Source organism: Labrys okinawensis (assembly GCF_002982075.1).
Lineage (GTDB): Bacteria > Pseudomonadota > Alphaproteobacteria > Rhizobiales > Labraceae > Labrys > Labrys okinawensis_A.
In genome coordinates, this window is the sequence record NZ_PUEJ01000012.1 from 110,555 (window position 1) to 131,936 (window position 21,382).

Below are 21,382 nucleotides of genomic sequence, written 5' to 3' on the forward strand. Positions count from 1 at the left end.
CACCGCCGAATTTGGAAGCGGCGTCATAACAGAAGGGATGGCCGCTGTCCATATTGATTAGCATGGATTAGCGAGATCTCGGGCTGATGCGTGTGACATGGCCCATTTTCCGGCCGGGACGCGCCTCGCGCTTGCCGTAGAGATGCACCGAGGCATTCGGCTCGGCGGCCAGCCCCTGCCAGGAATGCACGCTGTCGCCGATCAGATTGGTCATCACGGCGTCGGAATGGCGCTCGGTGGAGCCGAGCGGCCAGCCGCAGACGGCGCGCACATGATTCTCGAACTGGCTGACCAGGCAGGCGTTCTGCGTCCAGTGTCCGGAATTGTGCACGCGCGGAGCGATCTCGTTGACCAGGACCTGGCGGTCCGATGTCACGAACATCTCGACAGCGAGCACGCCGACATAGTCAAGCGCGGCGATGATCCGGGCGGCGATGTCGCGGGCCTCGACCTCGACCAGGGATGAAAAGTGCGAAGGCACGATCGACTGGTCGAGAATATGATCGTGGTGCAAATTCTCGGTGAGGTCATAGGTACGAACGGTCCCGTCGTCGGCGCGGACGGCGATGACCGACACTTCCGCCTCGAAGGGAACGAAGGCTTCCAGGATGGCGGGCTGGCCGCCCATGCGCGCCAGCGCCTCCGACAGGTCGCCGCCGGGCCGGATGATGGTCTGGCCCTTGCCGTCATAGCCGAAGCGCCGGGTCTTGAGCACGCTGGGCCGGCCCAGGGCTGCAACCGCGGAGGCAAGGTCGGCATGGCTGTCGACGGCCCGGAATTCGGCGGTACCGATGCCGAGCGAGCGCACGAAGCTCTTTTCCGTCAGGCGGTCCGCGGTGGTTTCCAGCGCCCGCACCGCAGGGAGGACGGGCCGGGCCGCGGAGAGGATGGCTGCCGTCGCGGCAGGGATGTTCTCGAACTCGTAGGTGATGGCGTCCACGCTCTGCGCGAACACCGCAAGCGCCGCTTCGTCCTCATAGGCCGCGCAGGTGAAGCGGTCGGCGACCTGGAAGGCCGGGCTGGTATCATCGGGGCAATAGATATGGCAGCGTATGCCGAGCTGGCCAGCTGCCAGGGCCAGCATGCGGCCGAGCTGGCCGCCGCCTAGAATGCCGAGCGTTCCGCCCGGCGCAACGCGCGGCGTGTGCAGTCCTTGGCTCATGCCTTCACCGTGTCGTCGGAAACGGGATGATCGGCGACCGCAGCCGTCTGGGCGGCGCGCCAGCGTTCGAGCCGCGTCGCCAAGGCCTCATCGCCGAGGGCGAGCACCGCAGCGGCGAGCAAGGCGGCATTGACGGCGCCGGCCCGGCCGATCGCCAGGGTGCCGACGGGTATGCCGGCCGGCATCTGCACGATGGAATGCAGGCTGTCGACGCCCGAAAGCGCCTTGGATTCGACAGGAACGCCGAAGACGGGCAGGGGCGTGAGCGCCGCGGCCATGCCAGGCAGATGGGCCGCGCCGCCAGCGCCGGCGATGATCAGCTTGAAGCCCTGCGCCTTGGCCGATTTGGCAAAGTCGTAGAGGCGGTCCGGCGTGCGGTGAGCCGAGACGATGCGAGCTTCATAACCGATGCCGAGCGTATCCAGGGTCTGCGCTGCATGGCGCATCGTGGCCCAATCGGACTGACTTCCCATGATGATGGCGACAGGTACGGCCTGCCCAGCCGTAGTGCTGGATGGCATCGGGACTCCCTTCGGTAAAAGGGGTGTCTAGAGCAAGACGCCGGCTTTGGGAAGGCAGCGCATCGTTCTGCGCTTCACCGCACGGCGCATTTTATGCAGAGGCCGCGAACGGGCGGATCGCGGTCCCTGGTGCTCAAACCTGGGCCAGCAAGATTTCAGCGAGCGCCTCGGGCTTCAGCCGCGCGACATTGTGTCCGCAATCGAAAGCAAAGGTCGACCATTCCGGCTCGCTGCTGAGGCGCCGGTGGAGGTCGAGGAACGGGCTGCCTTCCCATCCAAATGCGCCGATGAAGGTCTTGCGCGGCACCTCACGCCAACGCCCGCCGAGACTGATGGACTGGAGAAACGTTCCGATCGGATGCGGCCTGCAGCGGGGATCCATAGAGGCGGGCGGTGCGCAGGTCAGCCCGTCAGCCTTCGCGCCAGCGATGAAGAGATCCCGAAAACGCGGCGTCGTCAGCGACAAGACGGAGTCGCCGGTATCCGGCACATAAGCGTCTACATAGACCAATGCCCGGATCTGCGATGGCGCAGCATCAGCCGCGCCGCTCACGAGCATGCCGCCATAGGATTGCCCGACAAGGACGAGATCGTCCCCGAGAGACCCCACGGCATGAACGACCTCGCCGATGTGAGTCTCGAGATTGGCCGTGGGGGCGGGAACATCGCCGAGGCCCGAAAGCGTGACCGGCACCGCCTTGTGCCCGTGCGCGATCAGGATCTCCGCCACCCTCTGGTAGACCCAGCCGCCCTGCCAGCCTCCGGGTATCAGGATAAAGGTGGCCATGTCCTTGTTCTCCCCCAAGGCGGAGCCTTGGCGCCGGGCCCTGTGGCGGGCGCGGCAGGATCTCGTCATTTCCGCCGTGGATTTCCGGGGCGCAGTACCCCCGGATCGCCGGAACGTGATGTCTCAGACCATCCGGCGCTATGCGAACGGATGATACTGATAGAGCCACGTTTCGCTCAGCACCTTGTCGCCGAGCTTGAGATAGCAGCGCATTTCCACCGGCTCCGGTCCGGTGGCGTGCAGGTCGAACTGGGCGCGCCAATGGCCGTTGATGCCGTCGGGTACCGCTTCGGTGAAGATGTAGGACAATTCGCCGCGCGAGGTGGTGATGATCGGCTCAGGCTTGACGCCATAGGGAAGGTCCTTGAGCGGGTCGCCCAGGAACTCGATCACGAATTTGCGCAGACCCACCGGCCGCTGCGTGCCTGGGTGGCCGCCATTGCCCAGCCTCGTCGCCACCACGCGGGCGAGATTGGTCGGGAAGGGCTCGTCCGCGGCCCAATGCAGGCGATATTTCAGCGTGAATTGCTGGCCGGCCTTGACGGGATCCTTCGGCACCCACATCGCCACGACATTGTCGTGGATCTCGTCATTGGTGGGGATCTCGATGAGCTGGACGGTGCCTTCGCCGAACGGCGCCAGCGGCTCCACCCAAAGCGAGGGGCGCAGATCATATTTGACGCCGTCGAGATAGTGGTCGAACAGCCGGTCGCGCTGCAGGAGGCCGAAGCCGCGCGGGTTGGCGTCGGTGAAGGTCGAAGTCGTGGTGGCCGGCACGTTGTTGAGTGGGCGCCAGATATGCTCGCCGCCGCCCGTCCACATCGCCAGGCCGTCGGAATCGTGCACTTCCGGACGCCAGTCGATCGCGGTCTGCTTGGCCGTCTCGGAGAACCAGTACATCGAGGTCAGCGGCGTCAGGCCGAAGCGGTTGATGTCGTTGCGGGTGAAGACCTGCGCCTCGATATCCATCAGTACGGCCTTGGCACGAGTCATCAGGAAGGAGAAGGCGCCGGCGACGGAAGGGCCGTCCAGGAGGGCATAGACCTTGACCTGGTCGGCGGAGCCGGGGACGGCTTCCAGCCAGAACTCCTTGAAATCGGGGAATTCTTCCTGGTGGGGCGGGTTGGGGTCAGCCGCATTGACGGCGAGGCCGCGGGCCGACAGGCCATATTGGTAGAGCTCGCCGATGGCGCGGAAATAGGAGGCGCCGAGAAAGGCGACCCAGTCATTCTTCTTCCAGTCGACCGGCCCGTTGCGCGGCTCCTGGAAACGGAAACCGGCAAAACCGACACCGTCGGGCATGGCCTGTGCCGGGCTGTCCGGCGGCATGTCGAAGGAGGCCTTGCGGTAGATGATCTCGCTGGCGTTCTTGCCTTCGACCACGTTGATGGTGACCTTCTTCTGGAAGAAGGTGCCGAGATGGAAGAAGGTGACCGGGAAGGGCGCCGGGCCGTTGGCCCACAGGGCGTCCTCGGTCTTGAACTTGATCTTGCCGAGCTCTTCATAGGTCAGCTTGGAGGTGATGTCCGGCGCCGGCTTTTCGGTCGGAACATAGGCCTCGGTCGCCAGCTTCTTGGCGCGTTCGATCAGGCCCTCGAAGGAAAAGGGCGCAGGCGGACCGAAGGTCAGCACGCCTTCATCGGCAAATGCTGCGGTGGGAAGGCCCAGTGCCATCAGGGTCGAGAGACTTACGGCTCCCTTGAGGAAAAGCCGCCGGTCGAAAGCGTCGTTCATCAAAAAGTTCCTAACTTCTACTGCGCCCGCAAGCTAAACAGGGATTATCGCCTGTCAATGCCGCGACGCTTCAAACCGAGCCGATTTCGTGACAATAGATTAATTTGACCGAGAATTTCGCGCAAAAACCCGCAAAAGAGCCCAATAATCTTTCAAATCCGAGAATGCTCGATTCCTCCCAGGCCCACGCTCCCCCCGCGTTCTACCGCCGCGACGTTCTCGCCGTCGCCAGAGATCTGATTGGCATGACGCTTCTGGTCGATGGCGTCGGGGGCGTCATCGTCGAGACCGAGGCCTATGATCGCGACGATCCGGCCTCCCACACCTTCCGCGGGCCGACGCCGCGCAACGCCGTGATGTTCGGCCCGCCGGGCCATATCTACATCTATTTGTCCTATGGCATGCACTGGTGCGCCAACATCGTCTCCGGAGAACCCGGGCGCGCCAGCGCGGTGCTGCTGAGGGCGCTCGAGCCGGTGGCCGGATTGGAGCGGATGGCGCAGAGGAGGGGGCTCGCCAATCCGGCCCTGCTGTGCTCCGGACCGGGGCGGCTCTGCCAGGCCCTGGGGCTGACCGGCAGCCAGAATGGGCTGGCGCTGACGCAGCCACCCTTTGAGCTCCTGCGGCGGGCCCATGAGCCGCCCATCGCCATAGGACCCCGCATCGGAATCAGCAAGGCGGTCGAGCGGCCCTGGCGCTTCGGCTGGAGTGGCTCGAAATTCCTCAGCAAGAAGTTCTGAAATCCCGGGCGCGAAACGGGACGGGCCCCAGAAGGGGCCCGTCAAGGAGGTGTTGCGTTTGCTTGGAGGCCGTTATTTGCCGCCGAAGGTGTCGCAGATCTTGGAATTGGGGGTGCCCGTGCAATGCTCCGTCGGGGAACTCGCGGCAGGCACGATACGGATGACGCGATCCTCGCCGACCAGCGCGGTTTCCCCCGGCTTGACCAGCTTGCAGTAGCGAATGGGGCGCCGAGGCGGGCAGATGAAGGTCTTGCCCTCATAGAGCGTGATGGCGCTGGTGGGGGTGCGCGAATCGACTTGGAATTTGGTGCCGCGCACGCCGATCGAAGCCTGGGGGGCATGGATCTTGTAGGCGCTCTTGGCCGAATCGCCGGTGGCGAAGCGGAAGGCACCCTTGGCGAACTGCAGCACGACCGACTTGGCCTTGCCATTGCCGGCATAGACGAAGCTGTCGAGTGTCACCGATGATTTCGAGCCGAGCATCAGATGGGTGTTGTCGAGAAAGCGCAATTCGATCACGCCGCTCGGGCCGGTGACGATCTTCTCGCCCTGATGCACGCTGGAACCGATTTCGAGGCGCCCGGACATTGAGCCGTGCACGGCCGGCGTCAGGCCGACGACGTCGCCGATGACTTCGGGTCCCTGCTTCGCCGGGGCGGTCTGGGCGGCCGCCGTCTGCGTGGAGAAGGCAGCAAGCAGGATGAACAGCACCAGTGCCAGGCGCGGGAAACGTGATGTCATGACAAATATCGAACCGTTACTCGAAGGTGGGATCAACGCGGCGTCTAATCGGAGGCATCATAGCGCTGCGACAGCCGAAAAGTGAAGGCTTATTAAGCATGTTCAGAGCTCATCCTTTGGAAACCAGCCAGTCTGTTGCGTTTTTGCATCGCAGTCTAACGCAGTGTATCGCATTGCGATCAGATAGCGTCAGGTGTTCTGACAGCAGTCGCTATGGAAATGGCGGACTTAGAATTGTCAGGATTAGACGATTTAGGGAGGTGATTTCCTGGAATTCCATTGGGTAATTTATTCTTTATGGGTATTTCTTACGCAAAGGTATTTGAAGCGTCATACCCTAGGTGCCAGGCCGGTTCATAACCTAACCATGCATGGAATGTTGATCAGGGTAAGGTAGGGAGGCAGGGTACTTGTTCGGCTGGAAACTATTGCTGATCCAGGCCGGAAGGTCGGCGGGCATGCCGGGGGCGGCAGCCCCGGCCACCCGTCATAAGCGGCAGAAGGTGTTCTGGCGCGGCGATCCCAACATTTGCCGGAATTGCAACGCATAGCTGCTCAGCCTTTGTTGCACTGCAACATCGCGCGAATCCTGCTATGGTGGCGGCAAGTGAAAGAGAAGGCATAGATCCGTGAGCGAGACCTGGAACACCAAATTCGGCAGCAGGCGCGTCAAGCAGGCCCTTCCGACCATCGAGGAAGCCTTGTTCGCCGCCGAGTGTCTCAATGACGACTTCGACCAGCAGGTCGAGATCGCCGCATCGCTGCTCGGTGTCGGCGTCGAGGAAGTGCGTGCGGTTGCCAAGCGGTCGGTGAAGCCGGTCGAGCGCCGTCTCAGCCTGCCGATCGCGAAGTCCCCCCGCGCAGCTGTCGCGCCGCGGGCCGTGGTGGTGGAATATCGTACGCCCAAGCGTCTGGTCGGCATGCGCTGACGCGTCGGCCGCTTCCCGTCCCTGACGAAAATCTGCCGGGCGCCGTGGGAAACCGCGGCGCTTTTCGTTTGGCGCGTGAATCAGCGGCAAGCGCCGTAGATCAGCCGATATGTGGGAATGGTTGTTTAAGCGCCTGAAAAGCGAATGGCGCTCCCAAGGGGACTCGAACCCCTGTTTTCGCCGTGAGAGGGCGACGTCCTAGGCCACTAGACGATGGGAGCAGCGGCAAGGAGTGCGCCTATAGCGGCAAATCAGGACGGCGGCAAGCGGCAATCTGCGCGATCTGCCCATTTGCGGTGTGAATTCTTGGCATGGCTGACATTCACGCCTGAAGCGTCTTGCAATTCGAGGGAGCCGCCAGGACTCGCAAAGGCGCGCCGAAACAACGAGTTAGAGACAAATGACGTTTCCACTCGAGCGCGTTTTGCTCTAGTAGGCGCCCATGAACAGCATCGACAGCAGCTCCGTAGAGACGTTTTTCGAGGTCGCCGAAGCCGGCGAGCGTATCGACCGCTTCCTGGTTCGCCAATGCCAGGCGGCCGCTAGCAGGCCCGATCTGCAGCCCCTGTCGCGTACCCGCATCAAGGCGCTGATCGAAGCCGGCCATGCCACGATCGACGGCCGTGCGGTGCTCGATGCCGGCCATATGCTCAAGCAGGGGCAGCGAATCGCGCTTCGGGTTCCCGAGCCCGAGCCCGCCGAACCGCAGGGCGAGGACATTCCGCTTGCCATCGTCTACGAGGACGACGATCTGCTCGTCATCGACAAGCCCGTCGGCCTGGTGGTGCATCCGGCCGCCGGCCATGAGAGCGGCACGCTGGTGAATGCGCTCATCGCTCATTGCGGTGATTCGCTGTCGGGCGTGGGCGGCGTGAAGCGGCCCGGTATCGTGCACCGCCTCGACAAGGATACGTCGGGGCTGCTGGTGGTTGCCAAGAACGACCGGGCGCATCAGGGTCTGGCAGCCCAGTTTGCCGATCACGGCCGCACCGGGCCGTTGGAGCGGGCCTATCTGGCCTTCGTCTGGGGCGCGACGCGTCCCCATGGCACCATCGAGACGGGCATCGACCGCTCCACGCGCAATCGCGAGAAGATGGCCGTGGTAGCGCTCGGGCGCGGGCGGGAAGCCATCACCCATTATTCGCTGGTGGAGGCCTTCGGCAGGCAAGCCTCGGACAGCCATGGCGGGCAGCCGTTGGTCAGTCTGGTGGAATGCCGGCTGGAGACCGGCAGAACCCATCAGATCCGCGTCCACATGGCCCATCTCGGCCATCCCCTGCTCGGCGACGCAGTCTATGGCAGCGGTTTCAAGACCAAGGCTGCGCTGCTGCCGGAGGTCCCCCGCGCGGTGCTTGCCGGGCTCGGTCGGCAGGCGCTGCATGCCCGGCTGCTCGGATTCGAGCATCCCGTCAGCGGCAGGCATCTGGTGTTCGAAAGCCCGCTGCCGGCCGACCTGGCAGCCTTGGCCGATGCGCTGCGCAACGGCTAGATTGGCCTGGAGAAAATGCGATTTCTCCGAATCGCATTTTCTCTCTACCGTTTTTGACGCTCTATGGCGTTTTGCGATTGGACGGAGTCACCAAGAATCGCAAAGACGCGTCAGAACAATGAGCTGGAGCAAATAAGCGTTCACGCTTGGACGCGCTTTGCTCTAGCGCTTGCGGCCGAGCCAGAAGCCGCCAGCCAGGGCCGCGAGCGCCAGGGCGCCGCTGACCGTCTTCTTATTCGGCAAGCTCTCCTCGACGACGCCCGCCGCCGTCACCAGGGTTGCGGCCAGGAGCCGGCGGCGCTTGGCTTTCTTCTCGGCGGCCTGAGCCATCACCAGCGCCAATACGGCCAGCACCGCAAATCCGGCGCCGAGCGCCGCGTCGGCCCAATAGGGGCCATAGGTTTCAGCGAGGAAACGGTGCAGGCTGATCAGCCCGACGATCACCATTGCGAGAAGGCAGCAGCCGGCGACGAAGCGCCAAAGGATCACGGTCCCGTACTGACGCAGGACGGCGCTCAGTTCCTCCTTGGCGAGGGTGCCCAGGGCAAGAAGACGAGTCACGAACGCCCCTTGCTCCACAGGCCGAGGATCAAGCCGATACCGGCGGCGAGTGCCACCGATTGCAGCGGCTTGCGGGTGATGTAGTCGAGCATCGCCTTCTGAAGGTCGGATACCTGCTCCTGCGCGGCGCCGCGAAGTTCACTGGCCTTGGCACCGGCCTCGTTCACCTTCTCGTCGAGCACTTGCCTGGCGTGCCTGGCTTCCTTGGACAGAAATTTCGACCAGGAACTCTTCTCCGCATCGACATAGGCGCTGAGCTGTTCGGTCAGGCGGGCCACTTCCGCCCTCAGGGCGTCGAGGTCCTTGCCGAGGCTCTCGGACAGATCGGCCTTGGCCTGAGCAGTTCGCTTATCGCCGTCCATACTGATGTCTCCCGTTGGTCAGCAGTGGGGCCACGGCCGGTTTCCAGCATCGCCGACCTGCGATGGCGGAAGGCATTCCTGGAAAGGTTAGGCCGGCTGGCGGTTGGTGCAAGGTAAACAAAGTGTTACGGTAAACGCGCGGAAGGGGTGGCGGTTCCCTCCGCCTGAAATCGATTAACAACCCTTAATTTGACACTGTTACCGAGCTGTCACATTAATGCATGGCCGCCCGTGAAAGATTGCAACGCGAAATCGCCGCAATCGGGCGCATGATGAGTTGGTGATCGGGATTGGTCCGTGCTCGGCCGCCTGGGTGACGAATGCCCCATGGCTGGTGAGATTCCTCGGTAGAAGCAGGTCGATAGATTTGCCGGGGTGGGCACATGCGGGGCCGCTAGATATCGCGCCTTCGAAAGATCTGACAAGGTCTTCGCAAAGGCCGGCGTCGTCCCCATATCACGTAGGCGCCGTCTGCTCTCGATGAGGGATGGCGATTTGAACCGCCCTCGATGGGGGTTCAGAGGAGAGGAACATATGGCTTCTGCCGCGCTTCCCGTCTTGGCCACCGAGAGTGGCCTGTCGCGTTATCTCGAAGAAATTCGTCGCTTCCCGATGCTTCAGCCGGAGCAGGAATACATGCTTGCCAAGCGTTGGCGCGAGCATGGCGATCGTGAAGCAGCCCATCAATTGGTGACCTCGCATCTGCGGCTCGTGGCCAAGATCGCCATGGGCTATCGTGGTTATGGTCTGCCGCTGGGCGAAGTGGTTTCCGAAGGCAATATCGGCCTGATGCAGGCCGTCAAACGCTTCGAGCCAGAAAAAGGCTTTCGCCTTGCCACTTACGCCATGTGGTGGATCCGCGCCTCGATCCAGGAATACATTCTGCGCTCCTGGTCGCTGGTGAAGATGGGCACCACCGCCAACCAGAAAAAGCTCTTCTTCAACCTGCGCAAGGCCAAGAGCCAGATTTCCGCGCTGGATGAGGGGGATCTGCGTCCCGATCAGGTCAAGTCGATCGCCAAGTCGCTCGGCGTGCAGGAGCAGGAAGTCGTGGAGATGAACCGCCGTCTGAGCGGCGATGCTTCGTTGAATGCTCCCGTGCGCGAGGAAGGCGATGGCGAGTGGCAGGATTGGCTGGTGGATGATTCCGCCAACCAAGAGACCCGCCTGGCCGAAACAGAGCAGAGCGAGAACCGCTCCACCGCGTTGCGCCAGGCCCTGACCGTCCTGAACGATCGCGAGCGCCGTATCTTCGAGGCACGCCGCCTTGCCGATGATCCCATCACGCTCGAGGAGCTCTCCGACGAGTTCGGTGTCTCGCGTGAGCGAGTGCGCCAAATCGAGGTAAGAGCCTTCGAAAAGGTGCAGGCGGCGGTGCGCTCCGGTGTCGCCCGTCTCGAGGCGGCGCACGCACCAGCCTGAGGCCGCTTGCGATAGCGAATGGAAAGCCGCCTTCGGGCGGCTTTTCCTTGGGCAAAGTGCGATTCCAACGATGCGCATTTTCGCCGGTGGAGAGGCATTGCCCGCGCCGGCTTGACAGGATCGGCCTCGACCAACATGGTGGAGCCATGAGCACCGTGGTCAAAACCACCTTTCGTCTTTTCCCGATCGCAGAAGCGTAGCCCCGGGCTCGGCCATTTGCGCTCCGAGCTTCGGGGCGCGCCGCTCCTCTAAGGTGCGGCCTATCATCCGGCGCATTCTCAGTCCGTCACATCGCAACGCCTCAGCCGGCAGGTTCGCGCCAAGCGCGAGGGCCGGTGCATCCGTTCTTGTCGCCATGCCCAGCCAGCGGATAGCCGCGGGTGGGGCGGGCGTGCCGTATCGCGCCCAACTTTAAGGTAGCCAATCATGAATCACCCCCTGAAGAATCAGGCCAGGCCCAGCATCATCGTGAACGACGTCGATTTCGAGCGTCTGACACAACTCGCGACCTCGGCCCTCGATCGGTTCCCGGAAGTGGCCGAGGCGTTGCTCGGCGAGCTGGACCGGGCAGAGATTGTTCCGGCGACCGAGGTGGGGCACAGCGTGGTGCAGATCGGTTCTGTCGTCACCTTCGAGACCGAGGGCGGCGCTATGCGCGAGGTAAGGCTGGTCTATCCGGGGGAGGCCGACATTGCCGAAGGCAAGGTCTCGATCCTCACGCCGATCGGCACGGCCCTGCTGGGCCTGTCGCCGGGGCAGTCGATCACCTGGAAGGCCCGTGACGGCCGCGAGCACGAACTGCACGTCACGGCCGTGAAAGCGCCCTGAGGGGGCGCCGGAGCGTTTTCCCAGACAAGCCGATAGACTTATCGATCAAGAAAACGCCTTGAAACAAAGAGTTAGAGAGAAAGTGCGATTCCGAGAAATCGCACTTTGTTCTGGAAGGTTATTGCGCCGCGGCGGCGTCGGCGTTCCAGGCTGCCATGGCGTCGTTGAAGGCCTTCTCGCCCGTCGGTCCCTTCTCGAAGGTGAACACGGCGTTGCGGCCATTGGCAAAGGTAAACACCAGATCGAACCACTGGTTGGTCTGCAACATCTTGGCGTTGCGGCCCTTCTCGTCTGGCGGGTCGAGCAGGCCCATCAGGAACACGCCCGTGGTGACCTTCATCAAGGCGCCGTCGAGTTGCAGGCCCGGAACCTGCGGATCGGATTTGACGTTGACGCTCTTGACGTCGCCGACCGCTCCGCTGGGATAGTCGGCCGGCACGCTCATCTGGATGTTCAGAAGATAGTTCGCCGGCAGTGAACGGTCGGAATTGTGCCTGAGGGTGAGGAGCACCTTCATCTTGCGGTCGGGAACGTTGATCTCACCGACGACGACGGTATCGAGCGGGCCATTGGTACCACTGGCCTGCGATTCCGTGCGCCAATTCACGGTGCCTTCGAACAGGCGGCCCTTCATGGGAGCGCTCGGATCTTCCTCCATCAGGCGCGCACGCTGGCCCTCCGGCGCTTCGGATTGGGCCGAGGGCAGCAATGGCGCGGGCGCAGACGGAGCCTGCGGGGCCGGCGCAGCGGGCTCCGGGGTGGCTGGCGCGGGCGCCGGGGGCGGGGGATTGCCGGTGGCAACCTCGGTCTGGGGCGCAGCCGGCGTACCGCCGAGCCGGTCGTTCAACTTGCCGGGTTCGGGCGCGGGCTTGGGCGCTGCCTGCGGCGCGGTCGCCTGCTGGGGCACCAGCACGGGGCTGTCGTCGCTGCCGCGCAAATAGAGCGCGGTAGCGGCGCCGCCGCCGATGATGATGGCCGCTGTCGCGGCCATGAGGGCATAACGCCTGAGATTGCCGTTGGACCTGTTGCGGCGGGGCGCCTGCGGCCGCCGCTTCTCGGCCTTGCGCTCGGCAAAAGCCGGCAGGCCGTTGGGCCGCGGCGAGGCAGGGGTCGAGGCCTCGTCTTGGGATGCCTCGTCGCCGGTCGATGCAGTGTCGGACTGTGATTGGGGGGCAGCCGGACGCTCGGAGGCCACCGGTTCAGGCGTGAACTCGGCCTCGTCGTAATGGTGCTCGACGCGCCGGATGGCTTCTTCGAGCAGGTTGCGTTCCCGGGCGATCTGCCCTTCGGTCAGCGCGGGATCGGCGGCATTGAGCTGGCGGAGAAGAGCGGAGCGGGCTTTCTCATAGAGCGCCTGACGGGTTTCCTGCGTATTGGGGGAAAGACCCTGCACGGCTCGCTGAATGGGAGGAAAATAGTCCGTCGACACGCGTTCTGTCTCGATCTCTTCACGAAAGCACTTCCCAGAAAAGATTGTCGACTTTTCAATTAGGAAAATGCGTCAAAACAAGACGTAAGAGCAAAATCCGATTCGGAGAAATCGCACTTTGCTCCGGGCCCATGATCCGCTGCAGACAGGCCTTGTCGCCATGACGTAGCGGAAACCACGCCCGATCCTGCTCCGGAGAACAAGATCGCCGCCGGACAATCCAGGCGCCGCGCGGGTCGCAACCCGCGCAGTGCCGTCGCAGCAGATCACGCACTAATGCCCGAATCTGACGGGATTAGGTCTGCTCTTAGACTTGAAAGGGATTTTGCACAAGGATCGTATCGTCCCGGTCGGGGCTGGTGGAGAGCACGGCCACCGGCGCGCCGATCAGCTCTTCGATGCGGCGCACATATTTGATCGCCTGCGCCGGCAGGTCGGCCCAGGAGCGGGCCTTGGCGGTGGTTTCCCGCCAGCCCTCGATTTCCTCATAGATGGGTTTGACGCGGGCCTGGGCGGCCTGGCTGGCCGGCAGATAGTCGATTTCGCGACCGTCCAGCTCGTAGCGCACGCACACCTTGATGGTCTCGAATCCGTCGAGAATGTCGAGCTTGGTGAGGGCGATGCCGGTGATGCCGGAGGTGCGGATGGTCTGGCGCACCAGCGCGGCGTCGAACCAGCCGCAGCGGCGGGCCCGGCCGGTGACCGTGCCGAACTCGCGACCGCGCTCACCGATCAGGCGACCGGTCTCGTCGGTGAGCTCGGTCGGGAACGGGCCTTCGCCCACGCGCGTGGTATAGGCCTTGGTGATGCCCAGCACATAATCGAGCGCGCCCGGCCCGAGGCCGGAGCCGACGGCGGCCTGCCCGGCTACCGTGTTGGAGGAGGTGACATAGGGATAGGTGCCGTGGTCGATGTCGAGCAACGCGCCCTGGGCGCCTTCGAACAGGATGCGGCTGCCGGCCTTGCGCTCCTTGTCGAGCAGCGCGCCGACATCGTCCATGAAGGGCAGGACCTGCGGCGCGATGTCCGCCAGTTCCTGATAGAGCGCCTCCGGATCGATCTCGCTCTGGCCGGTGCCGCGGCGCAGGGCATTGTGGTGGTTGAGCAGGCGGGCGATCTTCGGGCGCAGGGCGGAAAGGTCGGCCAGGTCCATCAGGCGGATGGCGCGCCGGCCCACCTTGTCCTCATAGGCAGGGCCGATACCGCGCCCGGTCGTGCCGATCTTGGTGCCGTCGGTCGCCGACTCGCGCAGGCGGTCGAGGTCCTGGTGCAGGGAAAGGATGAGCGGGGTGTTCTCGGCGATGCGCAAGGCCTCGGGCGTCACCGACACGCCCTGTTCCTTCAGCTTCTTCACCTCGGCGACGAAGGCGCGGGGATCGAGCACCACGCCATTGCCGATCACCGAGAGCTTGCCGCGCACGATGCCCGAGGGCAGCAGGGACAATTTATAGACATTGTCACCGATGACGAGGGTGTGGCCGGCATTGTGCCCGCCCTGGAAGCGCACGACGACGTCGGCCTGTTCCGACAGCCAGTCGACGATCTTACCCTTGCCTTCGTCGCCCCATTGCGACCCGACCACGACGACATTGGCCATGGTGATCTCCCTTCTCTCTCTGGCCCTCGGCCCCGGAATTCCTCAGAGCAAAACGGGTTCGAACGGAAACGCCATTTTGCCCCAACTCGTTCGTTCCGACGCGTTTTGCTTTCCTGCTGGTGGTCCCACCAAATCGCAAAAACGCCTTCGCTCGGAATTCCAAAACCCGGACACGCAAAAGCCCGGCTCATCCGATGGCCGGGCTTTTTCACTTCCTAACGGATCGGGCGAATGTCGTAAACCCGTAAAAATAGCTGCAAACAGTGAATTTGAGGGCTGTCATATATGACAGCTTCTATTGACACAAAAGTGTCAACCGTCATTGATACCAGCGCCGCTGTAAAAACCCTTACGGATAAAATGGGCCTTGCGGCACCATCAAGGAGTTGGACGATGAGCAGGAAAACGTGGCTGGGTATCGCATCGGTATCCGTACTGGCTTTGGCGGCTTCGATGGGCAGCGCGTTTGCCCAGAGCCAGGAGCTGATCGACGCCGCCAAGAAGGAAGGCCAACTCACGACGATCGCGTTGCCGCATGACTGGTGCGGTTATGGCGCCATCATCGAAGGCTTCAAGGCCAAGTATGGCCTCAAGGTCAATGAACTCAACCCCGATGCCGGTTCGGGCGATGAGGTCGAGGCCATCAAGGCCAACAAGGGCAACACCGGTCCGCAGGCTCCCGATGTGATCGACGTCGGCCTTTCCTTCGGTCCGACCTCCAAGAAGGACGGCCTGATCCAGCCCTATAAGGTGGCGACCTGGGCTTCCATTCCCGACAATGCCAAGGATGCCGACGGCTATTGGTATGGCGACTATTACGGCGTGCTTGCCTTCGAGGTGAACAAGGACATCGTCAAGAATTCGCCGAAGGACTGGTCCGACCTGCTGAGCTCCGACTATGCCAATGCCGTGGCGCTGGCGGGTGATCCCCGCACCGCGAACCAGGCCATCCAGGGCGTCTATGCCGCCGGCCTGTCAGCCGCAAAGGGCGATTCCAGCAAGGCTGCTGCCGAGGGCCTGAAATTCTTCGCCGAGCTCAACAAGAAGGGTAATTTCGTGCCCACCATCGGCAAGGCCGCCTCGCTGGCCCAGGGCGCGACCCCGATCGTGCTGCGCTGGGACTACAACGCCCTTACCGATCGTGACACGCTCAAGGGCAATCCGGACGTCGACGTGGTGATTCCCGCCAGCGGCGTGGTTGCCGGCGTCTATGTCCAGGCCATCAGCGCGTATGCGCCCCATCCCAACGCCGCCAAGCTGTGGATGGAATATCTTTATTCGGACGAAGGCCAGATCGGCTATCTGAAGGGCTATTGCCATCCGATCCGCTTCAACGACCTCGTCGCCAACAAGAAGATCCCGGCAGACCTGCTTGCCAAGCTCCCGCCGGCCGAGGCCTACGCCAAGGCGGTGTTCCCGACCCTGGATGAGCAGAGCGCGGCCAAGGCCGAGATCACCAAGGATTGGGACAGCGTGGTCGGCGCCGCCGTCAAGTAAGATCGATTGTCCTCTCCTGCGCGTCCTGTCCGGGCTCTCCGGGCAGGACGCGTGCTATTGTGGTCGCCGCGATGAATACCACCACAAACACCGTCCCAGCTGTAGCTCCGGGCTCGGCCAGAACCGGCGGAGGGCTTGCCGTGCTGGGCATGGCTCCCTTCGTGCTCTTTGCCTTGCTCTTCCTGGTGGTTCCCACGGCCTTGCTGCTGGTGGGGGCGTTCTTCGACCGGGAAGGACATTTCACTTTCGGCAACATCACCGAGCTCTTCACCAATCCGGCGATCGTTTCCTCCTTCTGGCTCAGCATCAAGATCAGCTTCGCCTCGGCCCTCGGTGGCGCCTTCATCGGCTTCTTCGTGGCCTATGCGGTCATTCTCGGCGGCCTGCCGGAGTGGATGCGCGGCGCGGTGATGACGTTTTCGGGTGTCGCCTCGAATTTCGCCGGCGTGCCGCTGGCCTTCGCCTTTCTGGCGACTCTGGGGCGGGTCGGGCTCGTCACCGTCCTGCTAAGGGACTACCTCGGCTTCAACCTTTACTCGACGGGCTTCAACATCCTCAGCTTCACCGGCCTGACCCTGGTCTATCTCTATTTCCAGATTCCGCTGATGGTGCTGGTAATCGCGCCGGCTCTCGACGGGTTGAAGCGCGAATGGCGCGAGGCCAATGCCGTACTGGGCGGCAGCAATTTCCACTATTGGCAGCATATCGCCCTGCCGATCCTGCTGCCGAGCATATTGGGTGCGACACTGCTGTTGTTCGCCAATGCCTTCGGTGCGGTGGCAACCGCCTATGCGCTGACCGGATCCAGCCTGCCGATCATTCCGATCCAGCTCTTCGCCCAGATCCGAGGCGACGTGCTCAGCAATCCCAATCTGGGCTATGCCATCGCCTTCGGCATGGTGGTGATCACCAGCATCTCCAGCGGCGCCTATATCTGGCTGCGCAGCTATAGCGAGCGGTGGGTGCGATGAAGAAGTCCTCCGTGCTGTCCTGGCTGATCATCCTTCTGGCGATCAGCTATTTCATCATCCCGCTGCTCTCCACCTTCGAGTTCTCGCTGCGCATGCTGCGCGGGCAATATAGTTTTGAAGCCTATCGCGTGGTGTTCGCCCAGGCGGAATTCCAGCATGCTTTCGTCCGTTCGATCCTGCTTGCGCTCGCCACCATCGTGCTGAGCATCGTCCTGGTGGTGCCGGCAGCCTATCTGGTGCGTCTGCGCCTGCCGAGCTGGCGGTCGCCGGTGGAATTCATCACGCTGTTGCCGTTGGTCATTCCGGCGATCATCATCGTCTTCGGCTATATCCGGATGTTCAACTCCTCGTCCTGGCTGCCGCTGACCGACAGCGAATGGACCACGGACCTCCTGCTCACCTTCGGCTATGTCGTGCTGGCGCTGCCCTATATGTATCGGTCCGTCGATGCAGGCCTGCGCGCCATCGACGTCAAGACTCTGACCGAGGCAGCCCAGAGCCTGGGGGCGAGTGGTTTCACCATCCTCTGGCAGGTCATCCTGCCGAATATTCGCTCCGGTGTGCTCAGCGGCTCCTTCATCGCTTTTGCCATCGTCATCGGCGAGTTCACCTTCGCCAGCCTGCTCAACCGGCCGGTCTTCGGTACCTATCTGCAATTGATCGGCGCCAACCGGGCCTATGAGCCCTCGGCGCTTGCCATCGTCGCCTTTATCATCACCTGGGCCTGCATGGGCCTGCTGCAGCTCGTCGGCCGCTCGCGCGGCGCGCGGGCGGCACGTTGAACCAGCACTGGGAGGCCAGCATGTCCTTTCTCGAGATCACCGGGCTGCAGAAGAGCTTCGGCGCCAACCAGGTGGTGAAGCGTTTCGATCTGTCGGTGCAGAAGGGGGAATTCATCACCCTGCTCGGCCCCTCGGGCTGCGGCAAGACCACGGTCCTACGCATGGTGGCCGGCTTCGAGTCGCCGTCATCGGGGTCCATCCGCATGGATGGCAAGGAGATCACCGGCCTGGCGCCCAACCAGCGCAATGTCGGCATGGTGTTCCAAGCCTATGCGTTGTTTCCCAACATGACGGTGGCCGAGAATATCGGCTTTGGCCTGAAGATCGCCAGGAAGCCGCCTGCGGAGATCTATAGCCGCGTCAAGCAGATGCTGGAGATGATCAAGCTGCCGCAGATCGCCGACCGCTATCCCTTCCAGCTCTCCGGCGGCCAGCAGCAGCGCGTGGCACTGGCCCGTGCGATCGCGGTACGCCCGAAGATCCTCCTGCTCGACGAGCCGCTCTCTGCGCTGGATGCCAAGATCCGCGTATCCCTGCGCGACGAGATCCGCGTGCTGCAACAGGAACTCGGCATTACCACGCTGTTCGTGACGCATGACCAGGAAGAGGCACTGTCGATGTCCGACCGCATCGTGGTGATGAGCGCCGGACAGATGGAACAGGTCGGCACGCCCTTCGAGATCTACAATTTTCCCAAGACCCGCTTCGTCTCCTCTTTCGTGGGTACGCTCAACTTTCTCACCGGCAAGGTCGTCGATGCCGCCACTGGCCGCTTCTCCGTCGACGGGCAGGAGGTGGTGACCAGCCGCGGCCTGCAGGGTGCCAGCAATGGTGAGACGCGTACGCTGGCCCTACGCCCCGAGGCGGTGGTGCTGGGCGCGGGCGGCGAGGGGCGCAACAGCCTCACCGGCCGCATCGAACTCGTCAGCTTCCTCGGCTCGATCGTTCGTATTCGCGTGCGTTTCAACGAAAATGTCGTCTCGCTCGATACCTTCAACAATCCGGGCGCGCCGCCGCCGCAGATGGGCGAGGACGTGACTGTGTCCTTCGGCCGTGGCGACCTGCAATTGCTGGAAGAAGCCGAGAAGGTGGCGGCCTGAGAATGGGGCTGGGCTCGGCGGTTTCGCGCAGCAGTCTGGATTTCATTTGTCGAATGGCCAACGCCAGTCGCCCGTGACTTCCTCCACGACATAGGCAGCAGGCCGCCCGCCGACCTTCTCCGCCAGACGGATGAGTTGAGCCTGCTCGTCCAGCAGTGGCGGGGCACCCGGCCAATGGCGGAGGCCGACATCGACATAGGCAAGCCCTGTACCCAAGGCGGCGAGTCCCTCCTCCGAGCGGCCGGTCACGAATGCCGTTACAGCCAGACTGCGAAAAGCGAGCAGCAATCGCGCCAGAACTTGGCCTTCGAAGCCGCGATGAAAGGCGATGAGTATTTTCTCGAGTGCGAAGCGATTGAGAAGATGCGCCTGTTCGTCGGATTTTGCCTGAAAGAGCTCTGCAGCCTTCGATTGAGCTTCGTAGCCCTGCTGCAGATCGTCGAGATTTGTCATCACCCGCCTCCGAAAGCGCGTCCTGAAGCCCGCAGCATGCGCCCCTCCGGATCACCGGGGCGGCCCAATCGCAGGACGAGAAACCGTCATGTCCTTCGGGCGGCGGGCCGTCTCACGGCGCGAGCGGCCCGTTTCTCAGCCGCGAGAGGTCGAAATCCCTGATGTCCCTGAGCAGATCGACCAGGGCCTGTGCGCCGAACGCGGCCGAGAGTTCGCCATGCTCCGGCGTCGCCTTGCTGGCGTCGCCCGCCGCGCCTTCGGGGCGGATGTCCTGGGCCATCCAGCCGAAGCCGCCGGGGCGGCCGGTGCGCAGATATTTGAAGGTCTGCTCCATTTCGTAGGTGACCGGGCGGAAATCCTTGGCCTTGTCCATGCGCACGAGGTCGGCGCGAAAGGCAAGCATCAGAGCGGTCTCGATCTCGCCGGCATGGATGCCGAGCCGCGTCTCGTCATCGGAATAGGTGCCCTTCGGATAACCGAACATGTGCCAGGAGGTGAAGGCGACCAGCATGCCGTGGCGCACACGCAGTTCGCGGGCCACGATGTCCATCGCCGCCATGTTGCCGCCGTGGGAATTGACGATCAAAAGCTTGCGGACGCCGGCCCGATGCACGCTCTCGCCGATCTCGGTCCAGGACCGGATCACGGTTTCGGCCGAGAGGCTGAGGGTGCCGGGGAATTCCAGATGCTCGTTGGATTTGCCGATGGTCTGGATCGGCAGGAAGGTCGCCGGGATATCGGCGGGGATCAGCGGGATGGCGCGCTCCAGATAGCCCTGCATGATCATGCTGTCGACGCCGACAGGCAGATGGGGCCCGTGCTGCTCGACGGCAGCGATCGGCAGCACGGCGATCCAGTTGGCGGTATCGCCGGTGCGGAAATCCTCCGTCGTCATCTCGAACCAATGGCGGCGGGGTAGGGAGGCGGTGGTGGGCATGATCGAATCCAGCACGGGGACTGCCTGAACCATACCGCTGCGAGGCGCTATTTCAACGCCTCGCCTGCTGCGATCACCGGATCACTCACCGTGACGACGGATTCCCGTCGGGGTTCGGCCGTGGCCGCCAGCGACGGCGCTGGCCTGAACTGGGCGTAGCCGGGTTGCTGGAGGGGGTGATCACGGGACCGGGTCTGGGATAACGCGGCGACCTCTGCACGATCGGCCCTTCGTCCCAGACGGGCGGGCGGCGCCGGCGCGGCGGGCTGTAGATCGGGGGCTCGTCGCCATAATCGGGCCCAGGCCCGCCATAGATCCGGCGTCGGCTGCGTGGGATCTCCGGCACCGTGACCCGCACTTCACGCCGTTTGCTGGAGCGAGGCGGCGGCGGGCTCCAGGATTTCATGCGAGGCGCCGCTGGGGCCGGCAAAGTGACGGGCGTCGCCAGGGGTGCCGCCGGAGGCGGAGGAGGCGCGCAGGCGGCTAGGCTGTCCCCGACGCTGAGCGAGGCGGCGGAAGCGGCGGTATTCAGCCAGAGCAGCCATTCGCCCAGGAATTCATTCGACCAGGGCGCCACCGGGCCGGTGTCATAGTCGATGACGAGGGCCGGCTGCGGCAGCACGAACACGGCGATGCCGCGCACGATCTTGATGCGGGTCACCGGCGTCGAGCCGGCAAAGGTACCGGCCGGCGCGGAGGAAGGCCCATTGTCGCAGCGATTGCCGAGCTTGGCCGTCTCGATGAAGGTCCATTGCCTGTCCACGTTGAAGTTGGCGAGGCTGATCTCCTGCTGATCGGTCGCGGGCGGGGTCGGCGCCCAGCCGGTCCAGTCGCCGCCGCCGCGCCAGATCACCCAGGCGGGGCTCCATTGCGTGCCGGGCACCCAGACCCAGCCATTGCTGCCATCGGAGGCCCAGCGGCCGTAATGATGGATGATCTTGCCCCAGACGGTGGGATCGTCATAGGTCCAGCCGTAAGTGCGGTCATAGACCCAGCGGCAGGCTGGATAGGGATGCCAGCCGGCAGGCACCACCGAAGGCTTCCAGACTTCGCCGTAGCGTTCGGAATAGATATATTGGCCATAGTCCGACAGTACGGCCTTGAACTCGTCGAGGCTGGGGGCCTGCGCCCGGACAGCCACGACGGGTGCCGCCCGGGCCTGGCCGGTGACGGCACCGGGAACGGGCAGCATGGCGCAAGCCAGCAGAAAGGAAGAAACCAGGCCGATCCCCCAACGCCGTGTCGTGCTGGCCATAGCAAACCCTCCATGGGTTGTTGCTTCGATCGCAGCCGATCCTGAACCTGTCTGGGGGAGCTGTCCGTATCAATTGGCACGTGGA

General features: G+C 63.6%; 22 protein-coding genes and 1 tRNA gene. 10 read left to right on the forward strand and 13 right to left on the reverse strand.

Annotated elements, in window-relative coordinates; genetic code table 11:
• Positions 1 to 67: 67 nt before the first annotated feature.
• The 3 genes from C5L14_RS26020 to C5L14_RS26030 form a co-directional block, all read right to left on the reverse strand.
• Positions 68 to 1,162, reverse strand: a complete 1,095-nt coding sequence (locus C5L14_RS26020) for a 5-(carboxyamino)imidazole ribonucleotide synthase (protein ID WP_105864970.1) — start codon at positions 1,160 to 1,162, stop codon at positions 68 to 70.
• Positions 1,159 to 1,683 (reverse strand): 5-(carboxyamino)imidazole ribonucleotide mutase, encoded by a 525-nt coding sequence (gene purE, locus C5L14_RS26025; RefSeq protein WP_105864971.1) that lies wholly within the window; start codon positions 1,681 to 1,683, stop codon positions 1,159 to 1,161. Before purE ends, C5L14_RS26020 begins: the two co-directional genes overlap by 4 nt.
• 133 nt (positions 1,684 to 1,816) lie before the next feature.
• Positions 1,817 to 2,470 (reverse strand): alpha/beta hydrolase, encoded by a 654-nt coding sequence (locus tag C5L14_RS26030; RefSeq protein WP_105864972.1) that lies wholly within the window; start codon positions 2,468 to 2,470, stop codon positions 1,817 to 1,819.
• On the opposite strand from C5L14_RS26030, the gene C5L14_RS30485 reads away from it, so the two are divergent.
• Positions 2,469 to 2,624: a hypothetical protein gene (locus C5L14_RS30485; protein WP_181161334.1), complete on the forward strand. Its 156-nt coding sequence runs from the start codon at positions 2,469 to 2,471 to the stop codon at positions 2,622 to 2,624. The genes C5L14_RS26030 and C5L14_RS30485 overlap by 2 nt on opposite strands.
• Here C5L14_RS30485 and C5L14_RS26035 read toward each other — a convergent pair.
• Positions 2,609 to 4,204, reverse strand: coding sequence for a glucan biosynthesis protein (locus C5L14_RS26035; RefSeq protein ID WP_105864973.1), 1,596 nt, complete (start codon positions 4,202 to 4,204; stop codon positions 2,609 to 2,611). The two genes, C5L14_RS30485 and C5L14_RS26035, sit on opposite strands and share 16 nt — an antisense overlap.
• A gap of 164 nt (positions 4,205 to 4,368) precedes the next feature.
• Between C5L14_RS26035 and C5L14_RS26040 the strand changes: the two genes are divergently transcribed.
• Entirely contained in the window at positions 4,369 to 4,944 is a 576-nt protein-coding gene (locus C5L14_RS26040) for a DNA-3-methyladenine glycosylase (protein ID WP_105864974.1), read from the forward strand.
• A gap of 72 nt (positions 4,945 to 5,016) precedes the next feature.
• On the opposite strand, the gene C5L14_RS26045 is transcribed toward C5L14_RS26040, so the two are convergent.
• Positions 5,017 to 5,685 carry a FecR family protein gene (locus C5L14_RS26045; protein ID WP_105864975.1) on the reverse strand — a complete coding sequence of 223 codons (669 nt, stop codon included), beginning with the start codon at positions 5,683 to 5,685 and terminating at the stop codon, positions 5,017 to 5,019.
• Positions 5,686 to 6,314: 629 nt separating this feature from the next.
• On the opposite strand from C5L14_RS26045, the gene C5L14_RS26050 reads away from it, so the two are divergent.
• Positions 6,315 to 6,614 carry a hypothetical protein gene (locus tag C5L14_RS26050; RefSeq protein WP_068285434.1) on the forward strand — a complete coding sequence of 100 codons (300 nt, stop codon included), beginning with the start codon at positions 6,315 to 6,317 and terminating at the stop codon, positions 6,612 to 6,614.
• 145 nt (positions 6,615 to 6,759) lie between these two features.
• On the opposite strand, the gene C5L14_RS26055 is transcribed toward C5L14_RS26050, so the two are convergent.
• Positions 6,760 to 6,835, reverse strand: a tRNA-Glu gene (locus tag C5L14_RS26055).
• Positions 6,836 to 7,056: 221 nt separating this feature from the next.
• Between C5L14_RS26055 and C5L14_RS26060 the strand changes: the two genes are divergently transcribed.
• Positions 7,057 to 8,103 carry an RluA family pseudouridine synthase gene (locus C5L14_RS26060; protein WP_105864976.1) on the forward strand — a complete coding sequence of 349 codons (1,047 nt, stop codon included), beginning with the start codon at positions 7,057 to 7,059 and terminating at the stop codon, positions 8,101 to 8,103.
• A 162-nt stretch (positions 8,104 to 8,265) separates the two neighbouring features.
• Here C5L14_RS26060 and C5L14_RS26065 read toward each other — a convergent pair whose 3' ends face one another.
• Positions 8,266 to 8,664 carry a hypothetical protein gene (locus tag C5L14_RS26065; protein ID WP_105864977.1) on the reverse strand — a complete coding sequence of 133 codons (399 nt, stop codon included), beginning with the start codon at positions 8,662 to 8,664 and terminating at the stop codon, positions 8,266 to 8,268.
• A complete protein-coding gene (locus C5L14_RS26070) occupies positions 8,661 to 9,026 on the reverse strand; it encodes a DUF883 family protein (RefSeq protein ID WP_105864978.1) in 366 nt (121 codons plus the stop codon). The genes C5L14_RS26065 and C5L14_RS26070 overlap by 4 nt, the downstream gene beginning before the upstream one ends.
• Positions 9,027 to 9,560: 534 nt before the next feature.
• On the opposite strand from C5L14_RS26070, the gene rpoH reads away from it, so the two are divergent.
• Positions 9,561 to 10,448, forward strand: coding sequence for an RNA polymerase sigma factor RpoH (gene rpoH, locus C5L14_RS26075; RefSeq protein WP_105864979.1), 888 nt, complete (start codon positions 9,561 to 9,563; stop codon positions 10,446 to 10,448).
• A gap of 426 nt (positions 10,449 to 10,874) precedes the next feature.
• Positions 10,875 to 11,276, forward strand: a complete 402-nt coding sequence (rnk, locus tag C5L14_RS26080; RefSeq protein ID WP_105864980.1) for a nucleoside diphosphate kinase regulator — start codon at positions 10,875 to 10,877, stop codon at positions 11,274 to 11,276.
• 118 nt (positions 11,277 to 11,394) lie between these two features.
• Here the strand turns inward: rnk and C5L14_RS26085 are convergent, their stop codons facing one another.
• Both C5L14_RS26085 and C5L14_RS26090 read right to left on the reverse strand, forming a co-directional pair.
• Entirely contained in the window at positions 11,395 to 12,705 is a 1,311-nt protein-coding gene (locus C5L14_RS26085; protein WP_105864981.1) for a hypothetical protein, read from the reverse strand.
• A gap of 307 nt (positions 12,706 to 13,012) precedes the next feature.
• Complete coding sequence (locus tag C5L14_RS26090; protein WP_105864982.1) at positions 13,013 to 14,302, reverse strand: adenylosuccinate synthase; 1,290 nt, start codon at positions 14,300 to 14,302, stop codon at positions 13,013 to 13,015.
• Between the two features lie 453 nt (positions 14,303 to 14,755).
• Here C5L14_RS26090 and C5L14_RS26095 point away from each other — a divergent pair, with 453 nt between their 5' ends.
• The 4 genes from C5L14_RS26095 to C5L14_RS26110 all read left to right on the forward strand — a co-directional run bounded on the left by C5L14_RS26095 (position 14,756) and on the right by C5L14_RS26110 (position 18,652).
• On the forward strand, positions 14,756 to 15,799 hold the full coding sequence (locus C5L14_RS26095; RefSeq protein WP_245443596.1) for an ABC transporter substrate-binding protein: 1,044 nt from the start codon (positions 14,756 to 14,758) through the stop codon (positions 15,797 to 15,799).
• A 71-nt stretch (positions 15,800 to 15,870) separates the two neighbouring features.
• Positions 15,871 to 16,770, forward strand: a complete 900-nt coding sequence (locus C5L14_RS26100; protein WP_105864984.1) for an ABC transporter permease — start codon at positions 15,871 to 15,873, stop codon at positions 16,768 to 16,770.
• The gene (locus tag C5L14_RS26105) at positions 16,767 to 17,552 is read left to right on the forward strand and encodes an ABC transporter permease (RefSeq protein ID WP_105864985.1); all 786 of its coding nucleotides are present in this window, start codon (positions 16,767 to 16,769) and stop codon (positions 17,550 to 17,552) included. Before C5L14_RS26100 ends, C5L14_RS26105 begins: the two co-directional genes overlap by 4 nt.
• Positions 17,553 to 17,572: 20 nt before the next feature.
• On the forward strand, positions 17,573 to 18,652 hold the full coding sequence (locus C5L14_RS26110; protein WP_105864986.1) for an ABC transporter ATP-binding protein: 1,080 nt from the start codon (positions 17,573 to 17,575) through the stop codon (positions 18,650 to 18,652).
• A gap of 42 nt (positions 18,653 to 18,694) precedes the next feature.
• Here the strand turns inward: C5L14_RS26110 and C5L14_RS26115 are convergent, their stop codons facing one another.
• From C5L14_RS26115 to C5L14_RS26125, 3 genes are all read right to left on the reverse strand, one after another.
• Positions 18,695 to 19,105 carry a hypothetical protein gene (locus tag C5L14_RS26115; protein WP_105864987.1) on the reverse strand — a complete coding sequence of 137 codons (411 nt, stop codon included), beginning with the start codon at positions 19,103 to 19,105 and terminating at the stop codon, positions 18,695 to 18,697.
• Between the two features lie 112 nt (positions 19,106 to 19,217).
• Complete coding sequence (locus tag C5L14_RS26120) at positions 19,218 to 20,042, reverse strand: creatininase family protein (RefSeq protein WP_105865048.1); 825 nt, start codon at positions 20,040 to 20,042, stop codon at positions 19,218 to 19,220.
• Between the two features lie 85 nt (positions 20,043 to 20,127).
• Positions 20,128 to 21,297 (reverse strand): DUF6600 domain-containing protein, encoded by a 1,170-nt coding sequence (locus tag C5L14_RS26125; protein WP_105864988.1) that lies wholly within the window; start codon positions 21,295 to 21,297, stop codon positions 20,128 to 20,130.
• Positions 21,298 to 21,382: the final 85 nt, after the last annotated feature.